Annotated in this window: 18 protein-coding genes; 6 read left to right on the top strand and 12 right to left on the bottom strand. The window is 73.2% G+C overall.

The features are described 5' to 3' along the window. Positions 1-633, bottom strand: coding sequence for an SCO3374 family protein (locus ACWDYF_RS09960; protein WP_389473170.1), 633 nt, complete (start codon positions 631-633; stop codon positions 1-3). Between the two features lie 441 nt (positions 634-1,074). Between ACWDYF_RS09960 and ACWDYF_RS09965 the strand changes: the two genes are divergently transcribed. After that, the gene (locus ACWDYF_RS09965) at positions 1,075-3,600 is read left to right on the top strand and encodes an ATP-dependent Clp protease ATP-binding subunit (protein ID WP_018568855.1); all 2,526 of its coding nucleotides are present in this window, start codon (positions 1,075-1,077) and stop codon (positions 3,598-3,600) included. A gap of 71 nt (positions 3,601-3,671) precedes the next feature. Here the strand turns inward: ACWDYF_RS09965 and ACWDYF_RS09970 are convergent, their stop codons facing one another. Both ACWDYF_RS09970 and ACWDYF_RS09975 read right to left on the bottom strand, forming a co-directional pair. Further along, positions 3,672-6,722 carry an NACHT domain-containing protein gene (locus ACWDYF_RS09970; RefSeq protein WP_389473167.1) on the bottom strand — a complete coding sequence of 1,017 codons (3,051 nt, stop codon included), beginning with the start codon at positions 6,720-6,722 and terminating at the stop codon, positions 3,672-3,674. Positions 6,723-6,778: 56 nt separating this feature from the next. Then, complete coding sequence (locus tag ACWDYF_RS09975; protein WP_389473165.1) at positions 6,779-7,459, bottom strand: HAD family acid phosphatase; 681 nt, start codon at positions 7,457-7,459, stop codon at positions 6,779-6,781. A gap of 454 nt (positions 7,460-7,913) precedes the next feature. Here ACWDYF_RS09975 and ACWDYF_RS09980 point away from each other — a divergent pair, with 454 nt between their 5' ends. Beyond that, complete coding sequence (locus ACWDYF_RS09980; RefSeq protein ID WP_018568852.1) at positions 7,914-8,492, top strand: M23 family metallopeptidase; 579 nt, start codon at positions 7,914-7,916, stop codon at positions 8,490-8,492. Positions 8,493-8,607: 115 nt separating this feature from the next. Here the strand turns inward: ACWDYF_RS09980 and ACWDYF_RS09985 are convergent, their stop codons facing one another. After that, the gene (locus ACWDYF_RS09985) at positions 8,608-9,204 is read right to left on the bottom strand and encodes a TetR/AcrR family transcriptional regulator (protein ID WP_389473162.1); all 597 of its coding nucleotides are present in this window, start codon (positions 9,202-9,204) and stop codon (positions 8,608-8,610) included. Between the two features lie 152 nt (positions 9,205-9,356). Here ACWDYF_RS09985 and ACWDYF_RS09990 point away from each other — a divergent pair, with 152 nt between their 5' ends. Continuing rightward, the gene (locus ACWDYF_RS09990) at positions 9,357-10,922 is read left to right on the top strand and encodes an MDR family MFS transporter (protein ID WP_026252691.1); all 1,566 of its coding nucleotides are present in this window, start codon (positions 9,357-9,359) and stop codon (positions 10,920-10,922) included. A gap of 94 nt (positions 10,923-11,016) precedes the next feature. Here the strand turns inward: ACWDYF_RS09990 and cseC are convergent, their stop codons facing one another. The 5 genes from cseC to ACWDYF_RS10015 all read right to left on the bottom strand — a co-directional run bounded on the left by cseC (position 11,017) and on the right by ACWDYF_RS10015 (position 16,044). Then, positions 11,017-12,366 (bottom strand): two-component system sensor histidine kinase CseC, encoded by a 1,350-nt coding sequence (gene cseC / locus ACWDYF_RS09995; protein WP_381740747.1) that lies wholly within the window; start codon positions 12,364-12,366, stop codon positions 11,017-11,019. Between the two features lie 11 nt (positions 12,367-12,377). Continuing rightward, a complete protein-coding gene (cseB, locus tag ACWDYF_RS10000; protein WP_018568848.1) occupies positions 12,378-13,079 on the bottom strand; it encodes a two-component system response regulator CseB in 702 nt (233 codons plus the stop codon). A 296-nt stretch (positions 13,080-13,375) separates the two neighbouring features. After that, positions 13,376-14,077 (bottom strand): hypothetical protein, encoded by a 702-nt coding sequence (locus tag ACWDYF_RS10005; RefSeq protein WP_381740745.1) that lies wholly within the window; start codon positions 14,075-14,077, stop codon positions 13,376-13,378. After that, positions 14,065-14,604, bottom strand: coding sequence for a SigE family RNA polymerase sigma factor (locus ACWDYF_RS10010; protein ID WP_018568846.1), 540 nt, complete (start codon positions 14,602-14,604; stop codon positions 14,065-14,067). The genes ACWDYF_RS10005 and ACWDYF_RS10010 overlap by 13 nt, the downstream gene beginning before the upstream one ends. 384 nt (positions 14,605-14,988) lie before the next feature. Further along, positions 14,989-16,044, bottom strand: coding sequence for an HhH-GPD family protein (locus ACWDYF_RS10015; RefSeq protein WP_381740743.1), 1,056 nt, complete (start codon positions 16,042-16,044; stop codon positions 14,989-14,991). 202 nt (positions 16,045-16,246) lie between these two features. On the opposite strand from ACWDYF_RS10015, the gene ACWDYF_RS10020 reads away from it, so the two are divergent. Continuing rightward, entirely contained in the window at positions 16,247-17,083 is an 837-nt protein-coding gene (locus ACWDYF_RS10020) for a hypothetical protein (protein ID WP_389473158.1), read from the top strand. A gap of 57 nt (positions 17,084-17,140) precedes the next feature. Here the strand turns inward: ACWDYF_RS10020 and disA are convergent, their stop codons facing one another. Together disA and radA are read right to left on the bottom strand one after the other, a co-directional pair. Next, positions 17,141-18,265, bottom strand: a complete 1,125-nt coding sequence (disA, locus tag ACWDYF_RS10025; protein WP_026252689.1) for a DNA integrity scanning diadenylate cyclase DisA — start codon at positions 18,263-18,265, stop codon at positions 17,141-17,143. 92 nt (positions 18,266-18,357) lie between these two features. Beyond that, a complete protein-coding gene (gene radA, locus ACWDYF_RS10030; RefSeq protein ID WP_381740739.1) occupies positions 18,358-19,767 on the bottom strand; it encodes a DNA repair protein RadA in 1,410 nt (469 codons plus the stop codon). 197 nt (positions 19,768-19,964) lie between these two features. Here radA and ACWDYF_RS10035 point away from each other — a divergent pair, with 197 nt between their 5' ends. Beyond that, positions 19,965-21,710, top strand: coding sequence for a BACON domain-containing protein (locus tag ACWDYF_RS10035; RefSeq protein ID WP_381740737.1), 1,746 nt, complete (start codon positions 19,965-19,967; stop codon positions 21,708-21,710). A gap of 87 nt (positions 21,711-21,797) precedes the next feature. On the opposite strand, the gene ACWDYF_RS10040 is transcribed toward ACWDYF_RS10035, so the two are convergent. Further along, on the bottom strand, positions 21,798-22,595 hold the full coding sequence (locus ACWDYF_RS10040; RefSeq protein WP_389473155.1) for a hypothetical protein: 798 nt from the start codon (positions 22,593-22,595) through the stop codon (positions 21,798-21,800). Between the two features lie 155 nt (positions 22,596-22,750). Here ACWDYF_RS10040 and ACWDYF_RS10045 point away from each other — a divergent pair, with 155 nt between their 5' ends. Then, positions 22,751-23,683, top strand: coding sequence for a Ppx/GppA phosphatase family protein (locus tag ACWDYF_RS10045; RefSeq protein WP_018568839.1), 933 nt, complete (start codon positions 22,751-22,753; stop codon positions 23,681-23,683). The last annotated feature ends 29 nt before the right edge of the window (positions 23,684-23,712 follow it).

Below are 23,712 nucleotides of genomic sequence, written 5' to 3' on the forward strand. Positions count from 1 at the left end.
CTACCGGACCGGTGACCGGCCCCGCGTGTGCCGCAGCCGGACCCGGTGGCACTGCGTAGCGGCGGTGCGCACCAGCCGTACGAGATCGGGGGCGCCCCCACCGGCCCCCTGCGCCGACATCGTCGGCAGCGAGGACTCGACCTCGCCTCCGGACTCGGGGGGCCGCAGCCACTCGGCGGCCCCCTGCGGGTACGTCCGCGCCCCGGCGCCGGGCAGCGGCGGCGCGTCCATCAGCGCCCCCGCGCCGAGGCCCACCAGGTCCAGGTCCAGCGCGTCCCACTCCAGCCAGCGCAGCAGCCCCGGCAGCTCCTCCGCGCTGCCCGCGGCCACCAGCAGCCGCATCCGGTCCCCCTGCACGGCCACCGGGGATGCGGGCGCGCCCGGACACGTCCCCAGGCGGCGCAGCGTCGCACGGCCCGCCTCCAGCGGCACGTCCAGGACGTCGAAGCCGCGGCCCACGACAAGTCGTACCGGTGCTCCGGGCACCGTCGCCCACCCCAGCTCGTTCTCGTACCAGCGGCGTGCCCGGTCGGCGGGACCGAGCGGCCGGCGAGGGGACGGGAGCGGAAGGGGAGCCGTGGGGATCGCTCGGATCGCTGGGATCACCGGGATCGCGGAGAGGCTGCCGACCATGCCGGTCCAACCGCCGGGCCCGCCCGGAGGTTACGGTGGGTCGCCCTTCGTGCGCCCTGCGTGTCCGAAGCGGGGTCGCCCGGCGGCGGTACGGCGCGCAAGGGTGTTCGCCCATAGCGGAGGGAACCGGGGCGTCCCGCATGGAGTGTCCGTTCCCGCGGGTAAGACATCCCTAGTGGGAGGGGGCGACACGCAGGCCGCACCCCGGGCAGAGGAGTCTCACGTTCGCCATCGGCGTACTGGCGACTGGGGTAACTGCCTGGCCTGCGGGAACATCGTCTCGCACCATCGGGTTGGAGCAGATGTCGGCGTTCGGGGTCAGGAGGCCATCGACGGTGTCGGCAGTTGGAATGAGCGGTCCCCGCTTGCGGGACTAAGCTGCGGAAGGACAGGGAGGGGAAGTTCCCCCCACTGCCTGACCGCTCTGAGGAGCGATTAACGATGTTCGAGAGGTTCACCGACCGCGCGCGGCGGGTTGTCGTCCTGGCTCAGGAAGAAGCCCGGATGCTCAACCACAACTACATCGGCACCGAGCACATCCTCCTGGGCCTGATCCACGAGGGTGAGGGTGTCGCCGCCAAGGCCCTTGAGAGCCTCGGGATTTCGCTCGAGGCGGTCCGCCAGCAGGTGGAGGAGATCATCGGCCAGGGCCAGCAGGCGCCCTCGGGCCACATTCCCTTCACCCCCCGTGCCAAGAAGGTCCTGGAGCTGTCGCTCCGCGAGGCCCTCCAGCTGGGGCACAACTACATCGGCACGGAGCACATCCTGCTCGGCCTGATCCGTGAGGGCGAGGGCGTCGCCGCCCAGGTCCTGGTCAAGCTGGGCGCCGACCTCAACCGGGTGCGGCAGCAGGTGATCCAGCTGCTCTCCGGTTACCAGGGCAAGGAGACCGCCACCGCCGGCGGCCCTGCCGAGGGCACCCCCTCGACGTCCCTGGTCCTCGACCAGTTCGGCCGGAACCTCACCCAGGCCGCCCGCGAGTCCAAGCTCGACCCGGTCATCGGGCGCGAGAAGGAGATCGAGCGGGTCATGCAGGTGCTGTCCCGCCGCACCAAGAACAACCCGGTGCTGATCGGTGAGCCCGGCGTCGGCAAGACCGCCGTCGTCGAGGGCCTCGCCCAGGCCATCGTCAAGGGCGAGGTGCCCGAGACCCTCAAGGACAAGCACCTCTACACCCTGGACCTCGGCGCGCTGGTCGCCGGCTCCCGCTACCGCGGTGACTTCGAGGAGCGCCTGAAGAAGGTGCTCAAGGAGATCCGCACCCGCGGCGACATCATCCTGTTCATCGACGAGCTGCACACGCTGGTCGGTGCGGGTGCCGCCGAGGGCGCCATCGACGCCGCCTCGATCCTGAAGCCGATGCTGGCCCGCGGTGAGCTCCAGACCATCGGCGCCACCACGCTGGACGAGTACCGCAAGCACCTGGAGAAGGACGCGGCCCTGGAGCGCCGCTTCCAGCCCATCCAGGTCGCGGAGCCGTCCCTGCCGCACACCATCGAGATCCTCAAGGGTCTGCGCGACCGGTACGAGGCGCACCACCGCGTCTCGATCACCGACGAGGCCCTGGTGCAGGCCGCCACGCTGGCCGACCGGTACATCTCGGACCGCTTCCTGCCGGACAAGGCGATCGACCTGATCGACGAGGCCGGTTCCCGGATGCGCATCCGCCGGATGACCGCGCCGCCGGACCTGCGCGAGTTCGACGAGAAGATCGCGGGCGTGCGCCGCGACAAGGAGTCCGCGATCGACTCGCAGGACTTCGAGAAGGCCGCCTCCCTGCGCGACAAGGAGAAGCAGCTCCTGGCCGCCAAGGCCAAGCGGGAGAAGGAGTGGAAGGCCGGCGACATGGACGTCGTCGCCGAGGTCGACGGCGAGCTGATCGCCGAGGTCCTCGCCACGGCCACCGGCATCCCGGTCTTCAAGCTGACCGAGGAGGAGTCCTCGCGTCTGCTGCGCATGGAGGACGAGCTGCACAAGCGGGTCATCGGCCAGGTCGACGCCGTCAAGGCGCTGTCCAAGGCAATCCGCCGTACGCGCGCCGGTCTGAAGGACCCGAAGCGTCCCGGTGGCTCGTTCATCTTCGCCGGTCCGTCCGGTGTCGGTAAGACCGAGCTGTCCAAGGCGCTCGCCGAGTTCCTCTTCGGTGACGAGGACGCGCTGATCTCCCTCGACATGTCGGAGTTCAGCGAGAAGCACACGGTCTCGCGGCTCTTCGGTTCGCCCCCCGGCTACGTGGGCTACGAGGAGGGCGGCCAGCTGACGGAGAAGGTGCGCCGCAAGCCGTTCTCGGTCGTCCTCTTCGACGAGGTCGAGAAGGCCCACCCGGACATCTTCAACTCGCTGTTGCAGATCCTGGAGGACGGTCGCCTGACCGACTCCCAGGGCCGGGTCGTGGACTTCAAGAACACGGTCATCATCATGACGACCAACCTCGGCACCCGGGACATCTCCAAGGGCTTCAACCTGGGCTTCGCGGCCACGGGTGACACGAAGACCAACTACGAGCGCATGAAGAACAAGGTCTCGGACGAGCTGAAGCAGCACTTCCGGCCCGAGTTCCTCAACCGCGTCGACGACGTGGTCGTCTTCCCGCAGCTCACCCAGGACGACATCCTGCGGATCGTCGACCTGATGATCGGCAAGGTGGACGAGCGCCTCAAGGACCGGGACATGGGCATCGAGCTGTCCCAGTCCGCCAAGGAGCTGCTGTCCAAGAAGGGCTACGACCCGGTCCTGGGCGCCCGGCCGCTGCGCCGGACGATCCAGCGGGAGGTCGAGGACACGCTCTCGGAGAAGATCCTCTTCGGCGAGCTGCGCCCCGGTCACATCGTGGTCGTGGACACCGAGGGCGAGGGCGACGAGAAGACCTTCACCTTCCGGGGTGAGGAGAAGTCGGCGCTGCCCGACGCCCCGCCGATCGAGCAGGCGGCCGGTGGAGCCGGGCCGAACCTGAGCAAGGACGCGTGATCCCGCGGGACGACGCGTGACGGAAAGGGCCGGTGCCTTCGGGCACCGGCCCTTTCCGTGTGCGGGCGCGGTCAGGAGCGCAGGTAGGTGATCTCGGCTGCCGGGAAGAGCCGGGCGTGCAGCTCGCGCGGGTCGGCGTAGTCCCAGCGGGACCGGAAGACGACGCGGCGCACGTGCGGCAGCCGCTCGGCCAGGACGCGCAGGAGGTGCGCGTCGTGGCGCGAGGTGAGCCTGAGGTCCCGTACGCCGGGCAGTTCCGGCATGGTCCGGAGGCCGTGTTCGAGCGTGAGCCGCCGCAGGACGAGGCTCGTCAGCGCGGGCAGCGCGGCCACCTCCCGCCAGTCGGCCCCGGTGAACCCGTGCGGGTCGCCGAGGCTGAGCGAGGCCAGGGTGGGCCAGGCGCTCAGCCCGCGCAGGGCGTGGCCGCGCATCAGGGCGACGGTGCCGAGGTGCAGGTGCTCCAGCGGGGCGCCCGCGGGCAGTACGCCGGTGAGGTCGCCGTCGGGCAGGAGCTGGTCCAGGGAGAGCCGCCGCAGCCGCCGCAGCGCGGCGAGCCCGGACAGATCGGCGATCTCCCCGAAGGCGAGGTCGGTGAGGGGCAGCGGGGCGAGCCGGTCCAGGCCGTGGGCCCAGCCGCAGCCCCTGAGCCACAGGCCGTCGAGCCCGGAGAACGGCAGCAGGGCGCCCAGGTCGTCGATCAGCGGGTTGTCGCACAGATCGAGGAGGCGTACGCCGTCGCGGCCGGGGACGGCAGCGGCCATTTCCGCGGCCGGGTGCGCGCCCCGGAAGGTCACCCGCTGCCAGGGCCGCATCCGGGCCAGTGCCGCCCGCTGCGCGTCCGTCTCGCAGGTGATCAGGAGGCCGTCGCGGTCGAGGTGGTCCAGGACCTCGGCCGCGTACTCCTCGGTGCCGAAGCGGCTCCAGGTGCCGACGAGCTGGCGCCGGACGCCGAGGTCCGGGTGGGAGCGGAAGCGGCGCAGCACACCGAGGGCGCCCGCGGGCTCGTCCGCGCCGAGCACCGACGCGGTGACCGTGACGCCCAGTGCCTCGGCGTCGGTCAGTCCCTCGGGCCCCGGCAGCAGCTCCAGTACCAGGGGGCCCGCCTCGGCCAGCGCCTTGGCGTCCTCGGGGGTGCGCGGCGGGATCAGTGCGGCGGCGCGGGCCTCCACCTCGGCGCGCACCCTCGGTTCCAGGGCCGGGGTGTGCTCCAGGCAGGCCAGCGCCAGCAGGGCCAGCCGCGGGGTGCCCCGGCCGAGCAGCCGCCGCAGCACCGAGGCGCGCTCGCGGGGGCGGGCGTGGGCCACCGCCATCCGGACGACGTCCTCCCACTGGGTCTCGTGGGCGCGGTCGGCCAGCAGGTCGAGGTGGCCCTCCTCCACGGCGTGGCGGGCGCCCAGGTAGTCCTGGAAGGTGCGGTGCACGAAGTCCACGGCGCCCTCGGCCGGGCGGCGCAGCAGTCCGCTGCGCAGCAGCAGGGTGCGCAGGACGGCCGCGGCGGTGGCGGGGTCGGCGGGCAGGGTGAGCGAGGGCAGGCGGCGCTCCACGATGCCCTCGGCGGTCTCGGTGTCCATCTCGGTGCGGCCGCTCAGCACCAGTGCGTAGGCCAGGCGCTGGAGGAGTTCGAGGGCGGCCTCCTCGCCGAGGTCCACCTCGTCCGTGCCGGCCAGGCCGCGTTCGCGGTCCCGGCGGGTCAGCAGCATCGCGAGGGCGGCGTCGTACAGCTCCTTGCGGCCGGTGGGCAGATAGCCGCGCCGCTCGCGGTGCAGGGCGCAGATCAGGCCGCACATGAGGGGGTTGGTGGCCAGGCGCGCGAGATCGCGTTTGGTGCGCAGGGAGTCGAGGAGCGCGCCCGCGTACTCCGGGGCGTGCGCGGCCTGGTGCCAGCGGTGGACGAAGGTGACGACCTCGGGTTCGCGCATCGGGGCCAGGGTGAGTTCGCGGAAGCCCTCCTGGGCCAGCCAGTCGGGGCGTACGGCGGTGGGGCGGGAGGTCAGCAGCCACTGGTTGCCGGGGTAGGCGGCGAGCAGGGCGCTCAGCCAGTCGCGGGTGCGGTGGCGGTCGGCGGCGGGGATCTCGTCCAGGCCGTCCACCAGGACCAGGGCCCGGCCCGCGGTGAGGACGCGCTCGGCCCAGCCCTCCGGCTCGCCGAGCGGGCAGCCGGCCGCCTTCAGGAAGCCGTCGGGGGCGGGGAGGGGGCCGGTGCGGGCCAGGGTGCGCAGAGGCAGCACGAAGGGGACGCGGTCGCCGTCGCGGGCCGCGGTGACGGCCAGCCACTGCACCAGGGTGGTCTTGCCGGACCCGGCGTCGCCGCGCAGCAGGACGCGGGGGGCGGTGCGCAGCGCCTCCTCGGCCGGCAGCCGGGCGGCGTCGGCGACCGCGTGCTCCTCCGGTGCCGGGACCGGTGCGTCCTCCTGGGCGCCGGTGGCCTCCAGGCTCAGATAGGCCACTTCCAGGGGCCAGCGGTCGGGGGAGTCGCGCAGGTCGATGCCGTAGATGGTGATGTGGTTGTGCCGCTGGGCCAGGTGGGGCAGGTAGCGGCGTTCGAAGGCGGTGTCGCGGGCGTCGGGGCGCGGGGTGCGGACGATCAGCTCGTCGATCCGGGCGATCAGCTCGGACTGCGTCCGGGTCTGCTCCACCAGGGTGCGGGCGACGAAGGTGGAGCGGCGGGTGAAGAACTCCAGGATGTGCAGGCAGGCCCATTCGGTGGCGCTGTCCAGGAAGTACGCGGCGTCGGCGGACAGCCCGTGGGCGGCGGGGGCGGCCTCGGACAGCCGCCGGGCGAGTTCGCGGTGGCCCAGGCGTACGGCCTGGACGTCGTCCGTGCCGAGGTCGCCGAGGGCGAGCAGGCGCGCGGCCAGGGCGGCGGTGACGGCGTCCTGCTCGGCGGGCTCGAAGGGCGGCTCGCCCGGCCGGTCCGCGGCGCCGCCGACCAGCCGTCCGGCGAGCCTGTGCACCTCTTTCTCGCCCAGGGAGCGCTTCTCGCCGCGGAAGGAGACGAGGTCGCTCATCCGCACGGGCCGGTCCACCAGTGCGGCGCCCGGCCCGTCCGCCACGAACAGCTTCCTGACCAGCGGCGCGATCAGGCTGGACGCCAGTCTGCCGCCGAGTGCCATGGGCTCCATCCGCCGCACCCCCCGTGATGTCGCGAACGGGTGGAGCCTATGCCCTGGCCGGAGGATCAGGACAACTGGCCGTCGTAGTCCGGCAGTTTGAACGTCTTCTCGGCGTGGCCGCCGGACAGGTCGGTGGCGCTGTTGCCGATGTTCGCGATGATCGTGTAGCCGTCGGCCTCGATGCCGGCGCGCTGGGCGGTCTTGTAGTCGGCGACGTTCTTGAACAGGTCGAACAGACCGCGCACGGCGAGGCCGTCGACGCGGTAGCCGTCGTGCTCCAGGTTGTACCGGGTCGGGGCCTTGACGATGCCGGGGCGGGCGGTGACGAAGAACAGCGCGACGCCGTGCTCCTGGGCGTACCGGGCGACCTCCAGCACGGGCCTGTTGGCGGGCTGGGGCCAGGTGAAGCCGAAGTCCGTCTCCAGGGTGGTGTTGTCGACGTCGAACACGACGGCCCGCTTCTCGCCGGGGGCGCCGTGCGCGATGCGCTGCTTCAGATAGGGCAGGGCCTGGTCCATCACGGCCTGGCAGTCCCGCTGCCAGGTGGCGTGGTCGACCTTCCCGGACACGGCGGAGGCGGTCGCGGGGGCGGCCACGGCGCGGGCGGTCGCGGTGGTGGTGGCGGCCGGGGCGGGCGCCGGGGCGCCGGCCGCGGCCTCGGCGCCCGCCGGGACGGCCAGTGCGGCGACGGCGACCGCGGCCAGGGCGGTCGTACCGGTGCGGCGCGTCCAGGTGCCTGGGGTCATGGAGGGGTCCTCTCGCGTGCTCAGCGCTGGGGATGGGCTGGGAGCATGCTCGTGCGCCCGGGTGGCGGGAGGGGAACCGAATGATTACTTGCGGGTAACTCTGCTGAGACGGGCACCACATGAGCCCGGTCACAGGAAAGGGGGCGCCAGGGGGGTTCACCGGTGACATGGGGCACAGGCGTTTTCTCCCGCACTAAGGCGCCTAGTAGGGGACAGGCACCCTTAAATCGGACATTTCGTCCATCAGGGTGGAGGAGTGTGGGGGTTTTACAGCGGTTTTGTCCCAGATGCCCGAGGTGTCAAGAGAGCTGCATCACTGCCCGCTGTTACTAGTTCGTGTCGTAGTGGGGGTGTTTGAGGGCCGGTGACCGGCGGGGTTACCAAGGTGGGGCCCCGCCCGGCGCAGCACCTGCGTCCCGGGTGGTCCACATGTCCCCCACCCTCAGAGGTTTCGATGTTCCAGCGCGCCACCGTCCGTTCTTCCCGTGCGACCAAGCTCCGTACCCGTGCCGCCGTCCTGGCCGCAGGCCTGGGAGTGACCGCCGCAGTGGGTGCGGGCGCCGCGTCGGCCGCCGAGATGGCGGCCCCGACCGCCACCGTCGCCAAGTCGGCGGCGGCCTGGGTCGACCCGGTCAAGAGCTACACCCTGAGCGCCAGCTTCAACCAGGGCGGCAGCCACTGGGCCCACAAGCACAGCGGCCAGGACTTCGCCGTGCCGATCGGCACCAACGTCGTCGCCGCGCACGGCGGCACGGTCGTCAAGGCCGGCCCCAACGGCGGCGGTGACGGTCCGGCCTACGGCAACGCCATCGTCGTCAAGCACGCCAACGGGCTGTACTCCCAGTACGCCCACCTCTCCCGCATCGACGTGAAGGTCGGCCAGGTCGTCACCACCGGGCAGCACATAGCCAAGTCCGGCAACACCGGCAACAGCACCGGCCCGCACCTGCACTTCGAGATCCGCACCACCCCGAACTACGGCTCCGCCGTCAACCCGGTCGTCTTCCTGCGCGCCCACGGCGTGAAGGTCTGAGCCACCGGCCGAGGGCCCGCCGGGCCCCGAGCCTGCCTGGCTGAACGTTTCAGCACCGTGCCGTCCCGTCGCTTCCGCGGCGGGGCGGCACGGTGCTGTCCGCCGTCCGGGCCGCTCAGCCGCCGTGCGTGCCCCGGTGGGCCTGGGTCACCAGATCGATGGAGACCTCCAGGACGGCCTTGCGCCGCTCCTCCGGGTCGCCCTCCATGTCCTGCATCACGAACATGCCGGCGTGCAGCGTGAAGAGCGCGCTGATGCAGCGGACCTGGTCGGTCAGGCTCGCCTCCGGGTCGGTGATGATGTGCCGCAGGTCGCGCATCCAGTCCTTGAAGCTCTCGCCGATGCGCAGTTCCCGTACCGTCGCCTGGTTCTCCTGCATGAAGCGGAACAGCGGTGATGCCCCGGCGAGCGCTGCGCTGTAGCGGCGGACGATCTCCTGTTTGGTCTCCAGTGTGCGCGGCTGTTCCCGGCCCCACACGATCAGGTCCTGGAGCGGCTGCGTCAGATCCTCGAAGAGGCTGACGACGATCTCTTCCTTCGTTCTGAAGTGGTAGTAGAGAGCCGCTTTGGTGACGTCCAGGCGCTCGGCGATCTCGCGCAGGGACGTCTTCTCGTAGCCCTGCTCCGCGAAGAGTTCGAGGGCCACGTCCTGGATGCGCTGGCGGGTGTTGCCGCGGCGCTGCTGCTTCGTGCCGTCCATCGTGACGCCCATCCTCGTACTCCTTGCGCTGTCCGGGAAACTTACCTGCCGACAAGCCAGCAGAAACTTACTTGACGCCCGGCTAGTGAAGCTCTACCTTCCCGAGTGTAGTAACTTGCCGGTCGGCAAGTAAGTAGGCAGGCACCTGGGGGAGCTGGGGAACGATGGCGGACACAGCGATAGCGGACACCAAGACCGGCGCGGACGCCGGTCCACAACCGAGGAGCGTGCGGGTCGTCCTGCTCGCGCTCATGATCGCCATGATGCTCGCGATGCTCGACAACATGATCGTGGGCACCGCGATGCCGACGATCGTCGGCGAGCTGGGCGGGCTCCAGCACCTGTCCTGGGTGGTGACCGCCTATACGCTCGCCACCGCAGCGGCCACACCGCTGTGGGGCAAGCTCGGCGACATGTACGGGCGCAAGGGCGCCTTCATGACCTCGATCGTGATCTTCCTGGCCGGCTCCGCGCTCAGCGGCATGGCGCAGGACATGGGCCAGCTGATCGGCTTCCGCGCCATCCAGGGCCTGGGCGCCGGCGGTCTGATGGTCGGCGTGATGGCCATCATCGGCGACCTGATCCCGCCCCGGGAGCGCGGCAAGTACCAGGGCATGATGGCCGGTGTCATGGCGCTGGCGATGATCGGCGGCCCGCTGGTCGGCGGCACCATCACCGACAACTGGGGCTGGCGCTGGGCCTTCTACATCAACCTGCCGCTCGGCGCGGTGGCGCTGGTCGCGGTGAGCGCCGTGCTGCACCTGCCGAAGAAGCGCGCGCAGGCACGCGTGGACTACGTGGGCGCGGCGCTGCTCACCCTCGGCATCAGCTCCATCGTGCTGGTCACCACCTGGGGCGGCACGGAGTACGCCTGGACGTCCGCGCGGATCATGGAACTCATCGCCATCGGCGTGGTCGCGCTCATCGGGTTCGTGTTCTGGCAGACCAGGGCCGCCGAGCCGATCGTGCCGCTGCACATCTTCCGCAGCCGCAACTTCACCCTGATGTCGCTGATCGGCTTCGTCACCGGCTTCGTGATGTTCGGCGCGGTGCTCTTCCTGCCGCTGTACCAGCAGGCGGTGCAGGGCGCCTCCGCGACCAACTCCGGACTGCTGCTGCTGCCGATGCTCGGCGCCATGCTGGTGGTGTCGATGGTCGCGGGCCGGGTCACCACCAGCAGCGGCAAGTACAAGGTCTTCCCGGTGGTCGGCAGCGTCCTCATGGTCGTCGGTCTCTATCTGCTGTCCATGATGGACACCGGCACCACCCGGCTCACCTCGGGCCTGTTCATGGCCGTCCTCGGCGCGGGCATGGGCTGTCTGATGCAGATCACCATGCTGGTCGCGCAGAACAGCGTGGAGATGAAGGACATGGGCGTGGCCTCCTCGTCCACCACCCTCTTCCGTACGCTCGGCTCGTCCTTCGGCGTGGCGATCATGGGCGCGCTGTTCAACAACCGGGTCCAGCACGAGATGGCGGAGCGGGCCGGTGCCGCGGGCTCGAAGATGACCGAGAAGTCCGCGCAGCTCGACGCGGCGAGCCTGGCCAAGCTCCCGGCCGCCGCCCGAGAGGCCTACCAGCACGCGGTGTCCTCCGGTACGCACTCGGCGTTCCTGCTCGGCTCCGTGGTCGGCGTCGTCGCGCTGGTCGCGGCGGTGTTCGTCAAGGAGGTGCCGCTCAAGGGCGCGGGACCGGCCCCGGCCGAGACGGCGGTCGAGGCGCAGATGTAGCGGCAGCGGCGGCCCGGACGCGCCGCCGCCCATGCCGTACGAAGGCCCCCCGGCCGTCCGCCGGGGGGCCTTCGCCGTTGAGGGGACCGGTGGGTCACTCCGGCAGCGTCGGGTAGCTGCCCGTGCTGGTCGGCGCGTGTTCCGGGAGCCACAGGACGGCCACCGCGCCCTCGGCCGGTACGTGCTCGGGAGCGCCCGCGGGCCGTACGTTGCGGAAGGTGAGCCGGGCGCCCAGCACCCGGGCCTGCCCGGCGGCGATGGTCAGACCGAGGCCGTGGCCGCGCCCGGCGCGGTCCGCGCTGCCGGTGCGGAACCGGCTCGGGCCCTCGGCGAGCAGCGCCTCGGGGAAGCCGGGACCGTGGTCGCGGACCCGGATGACCCGGCCCTCGACGGTCACCTGGATCGGCGGCCTGCCGTGCCGGGACGCGTTGGTGATCAGGTTGAACAGCACCCGCTCCAGGCGCCGCGGATCGGTGGTGACCATCGACTCGTGCACCACCCGCACCTCGACGTCCGGGTCCTTCGCCGCCACCCGGCGGGCGACGAACTCGCCGAGCATGAGGTCCTGCAACTCGGCCCGCTCCGAGGCGCCGTCCAGCCGGGCCACCTCCAGGACGTCCTCGACCAGCGTGCGCATGGCCTTCGCCCGGTCCAGGACCAGCTCGGTGGGGCGTCCCGGCGGCAGCAGCTCGGCCGCCGTCAGCAGCCCGGTGACCGGGGTGCGCAGCTCGTGCGCGATGTCCGCGGTGACCCGCCGCTCCGCCTCCAGCCGCTGCTGGAGGGCGTCCGCCATGGCGTCCACCGCACGCGCGAGATCGTCGGTCTCGTCCCGTACGACACCGCCGATGGCGTCCCGCACCCGGATGTCCGGCTCGCCGTTGGCGACCTGGTTCGCGGCGGTGGCCGCCTTGCGCAGCCGCCGCGAGAGCTGGGCGCCGATGAGCACGCCCAGCGCGCTGCCGCCGAGGACGACCGCGATCGAGCCGATGACCAGGGCCTGGTCGAGGTCCCGGAGGATGTTCGCGCTGCGGTCGGTGAAGTGGGTGTGCACGGACAGCACATGGCCGCCCTTGATCGGCATGGCCGCCCAGATGTCCGGCACCCCGCCCCGGTGGTCGGAGACATAGGTGGCCCGGCGGCCCTCCCGGACCTTCTGCTGGAGCGCGGGCGGCAGCATCGGGTCGTCGAGCTTGATGATCGTGGAGGTCGGCCGGTGCCCGGGACGCTCGTAGAGCGGCTGGGCGTACACGAGCCGTGAGTCGGCGAGGTCGCGCGCGTTGTCCAGCATGGACACCCGCGCGGCGTTGTGCACGACCAGGCTCAGCGCGACGGCGATCAGCGCGCCGACCAGCGCGATGGCCGCGCTCAGCTTCCAGCGCAGACCGGTACGGATCTTCGCGTGCTCCAGGCGCCCGGGAATCCGGCGCCGCGTGTTCCCCCGCATGCCCGCCCCGCTCAGGCCTTCAGCTTGTAGCCGAAGCCGCGGACCGTCTCGATGCGGTCCTGGCCGATCTTGGTGCGCAGCCGCTGCACATGGACGTCGACGACCCGGGTGTCACCGCCCCAGCCGTAGTCCCACACGCGTTCCAGGAGCTTGTCCCGCGACAGCACGGTGCCCGGCGCGGAGGAGAACTCCAGGAGCAGCCGCATCTCGGTGGGGGTGAGGCCCACCGGCAGCCCGGCCCGGCGCACCTCCATGCCCTCGGTGTCCACCTCCAGGTCGCCGAAGGTCAGCACCGCGCCGTCCACCCCGGCCGCGTCCGCCTCGGCGCGGTCGCCGCCGGCGTGCCCGAAGCGGCGCAGCACCGCGCGGATCCGGGCGACCAGGACGGCGCCGTCGAACGGCTTGGTCACATAGTCGTCGGCACCCGCCTCCAGGCCGAGGACGACGTCGATGGAGTCGGCGCGCGCCGACAGCATGATCACCGGCACCGTGGACTCGTCGCGGATGCGGCGGCACAGGCTGACGCCGTCGAGGCCGGGGACCATGACGTCCAGCAGCGCGATGTCGGGCCGCCGCGCCCGGAACGCCTCCAGGCCGGACAGTCCGTCGGGCATCGCCGTGACCGCGAAGCCGTCCCGCTCCAGGGCGAGCTGGGTGGCCTCGCGGATGACATCGTCGTCCTCGACGAACAGGACATGGGTCTGGTCTGCCATCCCGGTGCTCTCAGTCCTCTGTGCTTCAGGCGCGTCCACGGAGGTGGACGCACCGGACGGGTGGTGCGTTCAGCGGTGCCGTGCCCGCCGGTGCCGCGCCGGTCCCGCGGGGAGCGGGTCCGTGCGGCGCCTACCCGGTCGGTGCTGCGTTCATGGGGTCCGCCCGGCGGGCCCCGGTCCGCCGGGCGCCGCCGACGGGCCGGGGCCGCCGGGGCACCGCGTTCACGGGGTGTTCGGACCGGGCGGCCCGATCGGTTCACGCCGCCGGCGGGCCGTCGCGACCGGAGCCGCCGGTGCTACGGCTCGGCCGGTTCCGGTTCCGGCTCCGAGGGCGGCGTCGCCTTCGCGCCCCCGCCGACGGTCTTGCTGTACTCGTTGCGGGTGCTGAACGCCTTCGTGAACCCGCTGCCGGACCAGCGGTAGGTGATGACGTCCTCGCCCGAGGGGTTCGAGACCGGGTCGCCGCGCTCGTACACCTGCTTGGTCACGACGAGGTCCCCGCGGTCGATCTCGGCGTAGACCGGCGGCTCCTCGGCGGAGAACACGTTCTCGTAGCCGTCGCCCGGCTTGCGCTCACGGTACACATAGGCACCGAGCCCGACCGCGTCCCCGCAGGTCAGCACGTTGACGACGATGTCCTCGACGGAGGTGCCGGTCAGCTTGCCGTACGACACGTCGACAGGGTACTCGTCGGCGACGCACGGCTTGAGGCCGTTCCTGACGGCGGGCGAGACCTTCGGGTCGTCCTTGATCAGCCGGACCGCGTCCACCGCGCGCGGGGTCTCGCTCGGGCTGGGCGAGGGCGCGGCCGGGGTGCCCGCCACCGAAGGGGCGTCGGCGGGTCCCTCGTCGCGGGCGCCGGTGCCGCCGGTGCCGCAGGCGGACACCAAAAGCCCGAGGGCGGTGACCACGGCCACCGCCGTACTCACCGCCTGGAGGGTCCCTGGAGCCCCGGTGGGCTCAGGGCCGGTACCAGCCCTGCCGGTCAGGCCGCGCAACGCTCCCGCTCCTCACGCTCCAGCGCGCGTGCGTCCAGATCGCGGGCCTCCAGCTCCTCGCGGAGCCGGGCGAGCGCCCTGTGCAGCGTGCTCTTGACCGTTCCCGCTGACATGCCGAGTGCCGCGGCGGTCTCTTCGGTGGACATCTGCTCCCAGTGTCGCAGCACGACGACACTGCGCTGCTTCGGAGCGAGAACTTTCATGATGTCCATGAGCAGCGCGCGGTCGGCGTGCTGCTCGGTGGCGTCCTCGACGGAGGCGTCCGGCAGCTGCTCGGTGGGGACCTCCTCCAGCTTGCGGGCCCGCCACCACTCGGTCCGCGTGTTGATCATGACACGGCGCAGATAGGCGTCCGCGAGCCGCTTGTCGGCGATGCCGTCCCAGCGGCCGTACGTCCGCACCAGCGCGGTCTGGAGCAGGTCCTGGGCGTCGACCGGGTCCGGCACCAGCCGGCGTGCGCTGCGCAGCAGCGCGTCCTGCCGGGTACGCACGTACTCCTCGAACTCGAGCACCTCACCCTGCGCCATGATCAACCGCCTCCGCTCCCCGTTTCCCGGCCTGTTTCCCGCCGGACCCCGAGCCTGTGATGCGGGCGGGCTGTGGTCGGCAGCCGCCCGGTGCCTGTCGGGCACGAAGATGAAGCTACGGAGGGCTTGTCACGGCGTTGTCCGAAGCAGCCTGCGGAAAGCGCGCGGCTGTACGTCGGTTGTGTAACGGACGGCGTAACGGGGTAGAGAACCGGGCCGGTTGGCGTGGATATGGGGTGATTTGCCCCCCAGATCGGCGCGCGGGTCTGTGACACAGAGACCCGCGGCGCCCCCTGAGGCTGTGACGCGGCTGTGCGGTGACGGACCGTCAGGCGGGGTCCGCCGGGAGAGATCCGTCGGGAGAGGTCCGCCAGGTGGGGTCCGTCAGGTGAGCGGCAGCCGGTACAGGCCGCCCGCCAGGGGCTCGACCAGTCCGTCCGCGACGAGCCCGTCCAGGGCCCGCGCCCGCTGCACCGGTTCGTGCCACACCCGGTCCAGTGCCGCCTGCGGCACCGGCGTGCGGGCCTCGCGCAGCACGGCGAGCAGCTTGCCGCGCACCTGCCGGTCCGTCCCGGCGTACGTCTGGCCCCGGCGCGGCGGCCCCTCGTGCTCCGGCTTGCCCGCCTGCCGCCAGGCGCAGTGCGCGGCGATCGGGCAGCGGTGGCACGACTCGTTCTTCGCCGTGCACACCAGCGCGCCCAGTTCCATGGAGGCGGCGGCCCAGCGGGCGGCGGTGCGCTCGTCCTCGGGCAGCAGGGTGCGGGCCAGCCGCCGTTCGGCGGCGGTGGTGGCGTTCGGCGGGTAGCGCACCCCGGTGACGGCGCGGGCCAGCACCCGGCGGACGTTGGTGTCCAGCACGGCGTGCCGCTGCCCGTACGCGAAGGAGGCGACCGCCGCCGCCGTGTACTCGCCGATGCCGGGCAGCGCCAGCAACTGCGCGTGCTCGGCGGGTACGTCGCCGCCGTGCCGTTCCGTTATGGCGACCGCGGCGCCGTGCAGGCGCAGCGCGCGGCGCGGGTAGCCGAGCCGGCCCCAGGCGCGCACCGCCTCGCCGGGCGCCTCCTTGGCGAGGTCGGCGGGGCGCGGCCAGCGCTCCAGCCACTGCTCGTAGACGGGCAGCACCCGGCTCACCGGGGTCTGCTGGAGCATGAACTCGCTGACCATCACGCCCCAGGCGCCGGCGTCGGCGCGCCGCCAGGGCAGATCGCGGGCGTTGCCCTCGAACCAGGTGATGACCTGGGTGTGCAGGGTCTCGCCGAGCGGGGCGCCGGCGGACGAGGAGGCCGCGGCGCAGGACTCGGGGCCGGTCTCGGGGCTGGTCTCGGGGCCGGCCGCGGAGACGGTCCCGGCGGCGGGGGCGGCCGTGGTCTCGGTCGGGGTCCCGGGTGCGGGGGCCGGGGCGGAGGGGGTGCTGTGTGGGGGCAGTGTGGGCGCAGTCATGTCGCCGTCGATCCTGCCACGCGGGGGCGCACGGGCGGGTGAACCGGCGCGGACCGTTTCGTCACCGTGCGTCTCCGAGCGGTCACCGGACCCGCAAGGCGGGCCTGCGGGACGGGCGTTGTTGAAATGATGATCCGGAAAAGTTGCGTCCGGCGCGGCGGGTGCGTCGGGGGAAGCGCGGGATCTCTCGTAGGGTTGGGGCGTGGGATCTCTGCGCAATCCGGTCGGGCCGCTTCCCTCCTCCATCTACTGGCGACGGAGGGTCGTCCTGGTGTCCATGGCCGCCCTGTTGGCCCTGCTGGTCATCTGGATCGTCACCTCGGGCGGCGGAGGCGGGGGCCACAAGGACGCCGGGGGCGCGGCCAACGGCAAGAACCCCACCCCCTCGGCCATCGAGCCCGGACCGTCCCAGTCCGGTCCCGCGATCAGCCAACACCCGGGCGGGCGCGACGAGTCCGGCGGCGGTGACTCCGGTGGGAGCGGCGCGTCGTCGGGCGGCAGCGGTGGCACCGGCGGCGCGGGCTCGGGGGGTTCCGGCGCTGCCGCGTCCACGGGCGGCGCGGGCGACGACGGCAAGGGCGGCTCCACGGGCGGCGGCGGTACGGGCGCGGCGCTGCCCGCCGGGAGCACGCTCCCCGACTGCACCGCCTCCGCGGTGAGGCTGAGCCTGCGCAGTGTGCGCAACTCCTACGGGCCCACCGAGACGCCCGCCTTCGAACTGATCGCGAAGAACGCCTCCGGCAGCGACTGCAAGGTCGATCTCGGCCCGAGGACAGCGGTCCTGACGGTCAGCCAGGCCGGTGGCGACGGCGGCTACTGGTCCTCGGCCGACTGCCCGAAGACGGCCGGCAGCCTGCTGTACCGGGTCCCGGCCGGCAGCGGCATCACCTCGACCGTGCGCTGGGACCGCAGGCCGAGCGCCCCGCAGTGCGCCACCCCGCCCTCCGGCACCGCCGCCCTCGGCAAGACGTATCTGGTGGAGGCGAAGGTGCCGGGCTACGGCAAGCTCCAGACGTCGTTCGTGCTGTCGGCGGACTGAGCCGGGCGCCCCGCCCCGGCCCGGCCCGGCCGCGCGAGGACCGCTGCGCGAGGACTCCTAGACGTACCGCTCCAGGATCGACGACTCCGCCAGCCGCGACAGCCCCTCGCGGACACTGCGGGCGCGGGCCTCGCCCACGCCGTCCACCGTCTGGAGGTCGTCGACGCTCGCGGCGAGCAGCTTCTGGAGGCCGCCGAAGTGCTCGACCAGGCGGTCGATGATGGCGCCGGGCAGCCGGGGGACCTTGGCCAGCAGCCGGAAGCCGCGCGGGGAGACCGCCGAGTCCAGGGTCTCGGGCGAACCGGTGTAGCCGAGGGCGCGGGCGACGGTGGACATCTCCAGCAGCTCCGCGTGCGAGAGCTTGTCCAGCTCGGCGAGGGCCTCCTCGACCGTACGGGAGCGCTTGGCCGTGGGCTCGGGCACATAGTCCCGGACGACCAGCTCGCGCTCGGGCTCCACGCCCGCGATCAGCTCGTCGAGCTGGAGCGCCAGCAGGCGGCCGTCGGTGCCCAGCTCCACCACGTACTCGGCGATCTCGGTGGCGATGCGGCGGACCATCTCCAGGCGCTGCGCGACCGCGGAGACGTCCCGGACCGTGACCAGGTCCTCGATCTCCAGCGCCGACAGGGTGCCCGCGACCTCGTCCAGGCGCAGCTTGTAGCGCTCCAGCGTGGCCAGGGCCTGGTTGGCGCGGGAGAGGATCGCCGCCGAGTCCTCCAGGACGCGGCGCTGCCCGTCGACGTACAGCGCGATCAGGCGCATCGACTGGGAGACCGAGACCACCGGGAAGCCGACCTGCTTGCTGACCCGGTCCGCCGTGCGGTGCCGGGTGCCGGTCTCCTCGGTGGGGATCGTCGGGTCCGGGACGAGCTGCACGCCCGCCCGGAGGATCTTCGACAGGTCCGAGGACAGCACGATGCCGCCGTCCAGCTTGCACAGCTCCCGCAGCCGGGTCGCCGTGAACTCGACGTCCAGCACGAAACCGCCCGTGCACATCGTCTCCACGGTCTTGTCGGAGCCGAGCACGATCAGACCGCCGGTGTTGCCGCGCAGGACCCGCTCGAGTCCGTCCCGCAGCGCCGTGCCGGGTGCCACGGCGCTCAGTGAGGCGCGCATCAGGCCATCGGCGCCGGAGCTCCCACCGGACTTTCCGGGAGCTGCTGCCCGGTCGTTGGCTGCCACTGCACTCCTCCGGTCGCAGGTCTTCGGGCGCCCCCGCCGCCGCACTCGGCGCGTACGCCGTGCCGGACGGGCGGGCGGGACCAGCGCAAAGTCTACCGGCGGTCCTCCGGCTCCCGCGGGGCCTCTCGGCGACGCGAGCGCGGCAGGACCCGCAGCGCGTCCCCCATGTCGGCCACTTCGAGGACCTTCATCCCGGACGGCACCTTGCCCGGATCGCCCGGTACGAGCGCGTGCGTGAAGCCCAGGCGGTGCGCCTCGGAGAGCCGGCGCTGCACGCCCGTGACCCGTCTGACCTCGCCCGCGAGGCCCACCTCGCCGATCGCGACCAGGTTCTTCGGCAGCGGGGTGTCGCTCGCGGCCGAGGCCAGCGCGAGCGCGATGGCGAGGTCGGCGGCGGGCTCGGACAGCTTCACGCCGCCGACCGTCGCCGAGTAGATGTCCCGCTTGCCCAGCGCGCTGATCCTCCCGCGCTGCTCCAGCACGGCCAGCATCATCGACACCCGGGAGGTCTCCAGGCCCGACGTGGTGCGCCGCGGGGAGGGGATCTGGGAGTCCACGGTGAGCGCCTGGACCTCGGCGACCAGCGGGCGGCGGCCCTCCAGGGTGACGGTCAGACAGGTGCCGGGCACCGGCTCGGCGCGGCGGGTCAGGAACAGGCCGCTGGGGTCGGCGAGGCCGGTGATGCCCTCGTCGTGCAGCTCGAAGCAGCCGACCTCGTCGGTGGCGCCGTAGCGGTTCTTGACGCCGCGGACCAGGCGCAGGCGCGCGTGCCGGTCGCCCTCGAAGTGCAGCACCACGTCCACCAGGTGCTCCAGCAGGCGCGGACCGGCGATCGCGCCGTCCTTGGTGACATGGCCGACCAGCAGGGTGGACATGCCGCGCTCCTTGGAGGCGCGGATCAGCGCCCCGGCCACCTCCCGGACCTGCGCCATGCCGCCGGGGGCGCCGTCGATCTCCGGGGAGGCCACCGTCTGCACCGAGTCCAGGATCAGCAGCGAGGGCTTCACCGCGTCCAAGTGCCCGAGGACGGCGGCCAGATCGGTCTCGGCGGCCAGATAGAGATGGTCGTCCAGGGCGCCGATGCGGTCGGCGCGCAGCCGCACCTGGCTCGCCGACTCCTCGCCCGTGACGTACAGCGTGCGGTGCTCGTCGCTCGCCGCCTTGGCGGCCACGTCCAGCAGCAGCGTGGACTTGCCGACGCCGGGCTCACCGGCGAGCAGGACCACGGCGCCGGGCACCAGACCGCCGCCCAGCACCCGGTCCAGCTCGGGCACGCCGGTGGTGCGGGCCGTCGCCTGCCGCCCGTCGACCTGGCCGATGGGCAGGGCGGAGGTGGTGACCCGGCCCGGCGTGGTCGTACGCACCGCGGGCGTGCCGTACTCCTCGACCGTGCCCCATGCCTGGCACTCGGGGCAGCGGCCGAGCCACTTCGCCGTCTGCCAGCCGCACTCGGTGCAGCGGTAGGACGGACGGTCCTTGGTGGTCTTCGTACGGGCAGCCATGCGTAAGACCGTAGCCGCAGCCACTGACAGCGCCGACGCCCGCACGGTCACCGGCTCGAACGGCATCGAACACGCGCGCCCGAAGGGAGGAGCCGCCGGTGCCCGTCCCCGTATGAGGGATCGTTTCACCCGTACGGATTAAAAGTGCGCAACAGGGAAGAACGGACGAACCTCCGCCGCCTACGGTCGCACAGGTGATGAGCAGCAGTCCGGAGACCTCGACCCGTACGAGCCGTACGACCGGTGAGCACCGGGCGGACCGCGAGGCGCGCGAGGCGCGCGACCGCGCTGCCGCGCGCACCCTGGCGCAGCACCCGCCCGCCGCCTACGACCCCCACCTCGACGGCCTGTTCACCTACTGCCTGTCCGTGCTGTGCGACCACGACGCGGCGACCGCCGCGCTGGGGGACGCGCTGGCCTTCGCCGAGCGGCGCGCGCCGCGCCTGCCGCAGGATCCGGCCGAGTACCGGGCGTGGCTGTACGCGCTGGCCCGCTGGGCCTGTCTGCGGGAGCTGGCCGAGGCCCGGCTCAGACGCCGGGCGGGCCATGCCGCGGGCCGCCCCGGCCCTTCCCGGCACCGCCCCGGGCCGGGCGCGGCGGTGCCGGTCCCGGCGGACGTCCAGGAGCGGCGGCGCCGTGAACTGTCCCTGCTGGCCTGGCCGGAGGCGGCCGGCACCACCCCGGAGCAGCGCGAGGCGCTGGAGCTGGCCGTGCGCCACCACCTGAGCGGCCACGAGACCGCCGCCGTGCTCGGTCTGAGCACCGCCGCCGCCCGCGAACTGCTCGCCGCCGCGGCCTGCGAGGTGGAGCGCACCCGCGCGGCGCTCGCCGTCGCCGAGGCCGGCGGCTGCCCCGGCGTCGCCGCGCTCACCGGCGACGGCAGGCTCGTCCTCGGCACCGCCCTGCGCCGCGAACTCGTCCGGCACGTCGACGACTGCCCGCGCTGCCGCCGCACCGCCGAGCGCGCGCACCCCGCGCGCTGGCCCGGCGCCAGCGTCACCCCGGCCGCGCTGCCCGTGCTGGCCGCGCCCCGTACGGACCTGGGCCTGGCCATGGCGCACCACTCGCGCGCGCGGGGTGCCGCGCCGCGCCTGGACCGGCGCGGATTCCCGATGGACCCCAAGGACCGCGCGGCCCGGAGGGAGCGCCTGCGCGCGCGTGCGGTCACGACGACGGTCGTCGCCACCGTGGTGGCCGCGCCGGTGCTGGCCCTGTGGGCGGCCTACCGGGGCACCGCGACCGGCGAGGGCCACGGCGGCCCGTCCGCCACCGCGCGCGAGGGGCACGACTCCGGTGCCCTGGCCGGGGAGGACACCGGCGGCTACGAGAACACCGGCAGCGCCCGGACGCGCCCCGGCGGCCCGTCCGGCGGCGCGGGGCCCGACGTCTCGGTGGAGGTGCTGGGCGACGCGGGCGCGGGCGACGCCCGGGGCGCGAACGGCGCGCTGACCGTGACCGCCGCCTCGGGCACCGCCGACACGACCCTCGTCACGCTCACCGCCTCCGGCCCGGAGCCGGTCCGCTGGATCGTGTCCACGCAGGCGTCCTGGCTGTACTTCAGCCGCTCCTCGGGGACGCTGGAGCCGGGCGCGTCGATCACGGTCAAGGTGTACGTCGACCATCTGCGCGAGCCCTCCGGGCCCTGGAACGCGCGCGTGGAGATCACCCCGGCAGGAGCGGTGGTCTTCATCTCCGGCCACGGCCGGGCCCCGAGCCCGACCGTCCCCCGGCCCACCCGCACCACGGGCCCGGCACCGGGCGACGGCGCGCACAGCCCCACACCGGATCCCACGGGCACCGCGGACCCCTCGGGCCCGCCCACGACCGATCCGCCCTCGTCGGGCCCCTCCACCCCGCCGCCCACCGGATCGTCCCCGTCCGACCCGGGCGACTCGCCCGCGCCCACCGGCGACGACGGCACACCGGGCCCGAAGGGCGGCTGAGCACCACAAGGGCGACGGCTCTCCGGAGGAGACCCCGTCCCGGACGGGGAGGGGCCGCTTACGGTCCCGTCCCGGCTCGGTCCCGGCTCAGTCCCGGCGGTCCGCCGGGTGCGCGGCCAGCAGCGGCAGCCGCGAGGCGAGCCGCTCCTCGCACAGCTCGACCAGCCGGTCGTAGCCCTTCTTGCCCATCAGCTCGGTCAGCTCGGCCCGGTAGGAGACGTAGACGGGGTCGCCCGCGCCGTGCGCCGACGTCGCCGAGGTGCACCACCAGTGCAGGTCGTGGCCGCCCGGACCCCAGCCCCTGCGGTCGTACTCGCCGATCGACACCTGGAGCACGCGCGTGTCGTCCGGGCGGTCGATCCACTCGAAGGTCCGCCGGACCGGCAGCTGCCAGCACACGTCCGGCTTGGTCTCCAGCGGCTCGCGGCCCTCCCTGAGCGCCAGGATGTGCAGCGAGCAGCCCATGCCGCCGGAGAATCCGGGCCGGTTCTGGAAGATGCACGAGCCCTGGAAGGGACGGGTCTGCCGGGAGCCCTCCTCGTCCTCGGACACCCAGCCGTTCTCCGTGCCCTCGGCGTGGTTCTGCCAGATGTCCGGGGTGAGCCGGGCCACGTGCCCCGCGACCCGCTGCTCGTCCTCCTCGTCGGAGAAGTGCGCGCCCAGCGTGCAGCAGCCGTCCTCGGCGCGGCCCTCCTGGATGCCCTGGCAGCCGCTGCCGAAGATGCAGTTCCAGCGGGAGGTCAGCCACGTCAGATCGCAGCGGAAGACCTGCTCGTCGTCCGCCGGGTCCGGGAACTCCACCCACGCGCGCGCGAAGTCCAGTCCCTTCTCGTCCGGCTGCGGGCCCGCCGGGGCACCGGTCTTCGCCTTTTTCGTCTTTGGCACCCGTCCAGGGTAAGTCGCCCGGCCCCGCACCCGGGGCCGCCGCGTCCGGGCACCCGGAGCCGCCGCCTCCGGCCCCCGCCCGGCGCGCTCCGCACGGTGCCGGGAATCCGGGTCAGGGCCGGAGCACGCGCGCGATGGCAGTAGCGTTTCCGTACATGAGACTCGGTGTCCTCGACGTGGGTTCGAACACGGTGCATCTGCTGGTGGTCGACGCGCACCCGGGCGCGCGCCCGCTGCCCGCGCACTCGCACAAGGTGGAGCTGCGCCTGGCCCAGCTGCTCGACGAGGGCGGCGCGATCGGGGCCGAGGGCGTGGAGCGGCTGGTGGCCGTGGTCAGGGACGCGCTCCAGGCCGCCGAGGACAAGGGCGTGGAGGACCTGCTGCCGTTCGCGACGTCGGCGGTGCGCGAGTCGAACAACGCCGACGACGTCCTCGCGCGCGTGCAGGCCGAGACGGGCGTACGGCTCCAGGTGCTCAGCGGCGCCGAGGAGGCCCGGCTCACCTTCCTCGCCGCCCGCCGCTGGTTCGGCTGGTCGGCGGGCAAGCTGCTGGTCCTGGACATCGGCGGCGGCTCCCTGGAGATCGCCTTCGGCATCGACGAGGAGCCCGACGCCGCCGTCTCGCTGCCGCTCGGCGCTGGCCGGCTCACCGCCGGCTGGCTGCCCGGCGACCCGCCGGACCCGGAGGCCGTCCGGGCGCTGCGCCGCCATGTCCGTGCGGAGATAGCGCGGACGGTCGGCGAGTTCAGCCGCTTCGGCGCCCCGGACCACGTGGTCGCCACCTCCAAGACGTTCCGGCAGCTGGCCCGGATCGCCGGGGCCGCCCGCTCCGCCGAGGGCCTGTACGTGCAGCGCGAGCTGAAGCGCGAGTCCCTGGAGGCATGGGTGCCGCGGCTGGCCGCGATGACGGCCGGCGAGCGCGCCGAGCTGCCGGGCGTCTCCGAGGACCGCGCGGGCCAGCTGCTCGCCGGTGCCCTGGTCGCCGAGGCCGTGATGGACCTCTTCGGCGTGGAGCGGCTGGAGATCTGCCCCTGGGCCCTGCGCGAGGGAGTCATCCTGCGGCGCCTGGACCACATGGGAACGGCGTAGCCGCCACCGCGGCGCGGGCGTGGGGCGTA

The organism is Streptomyces sp. NPDC003284 (genome assembly GCF_053589675.1).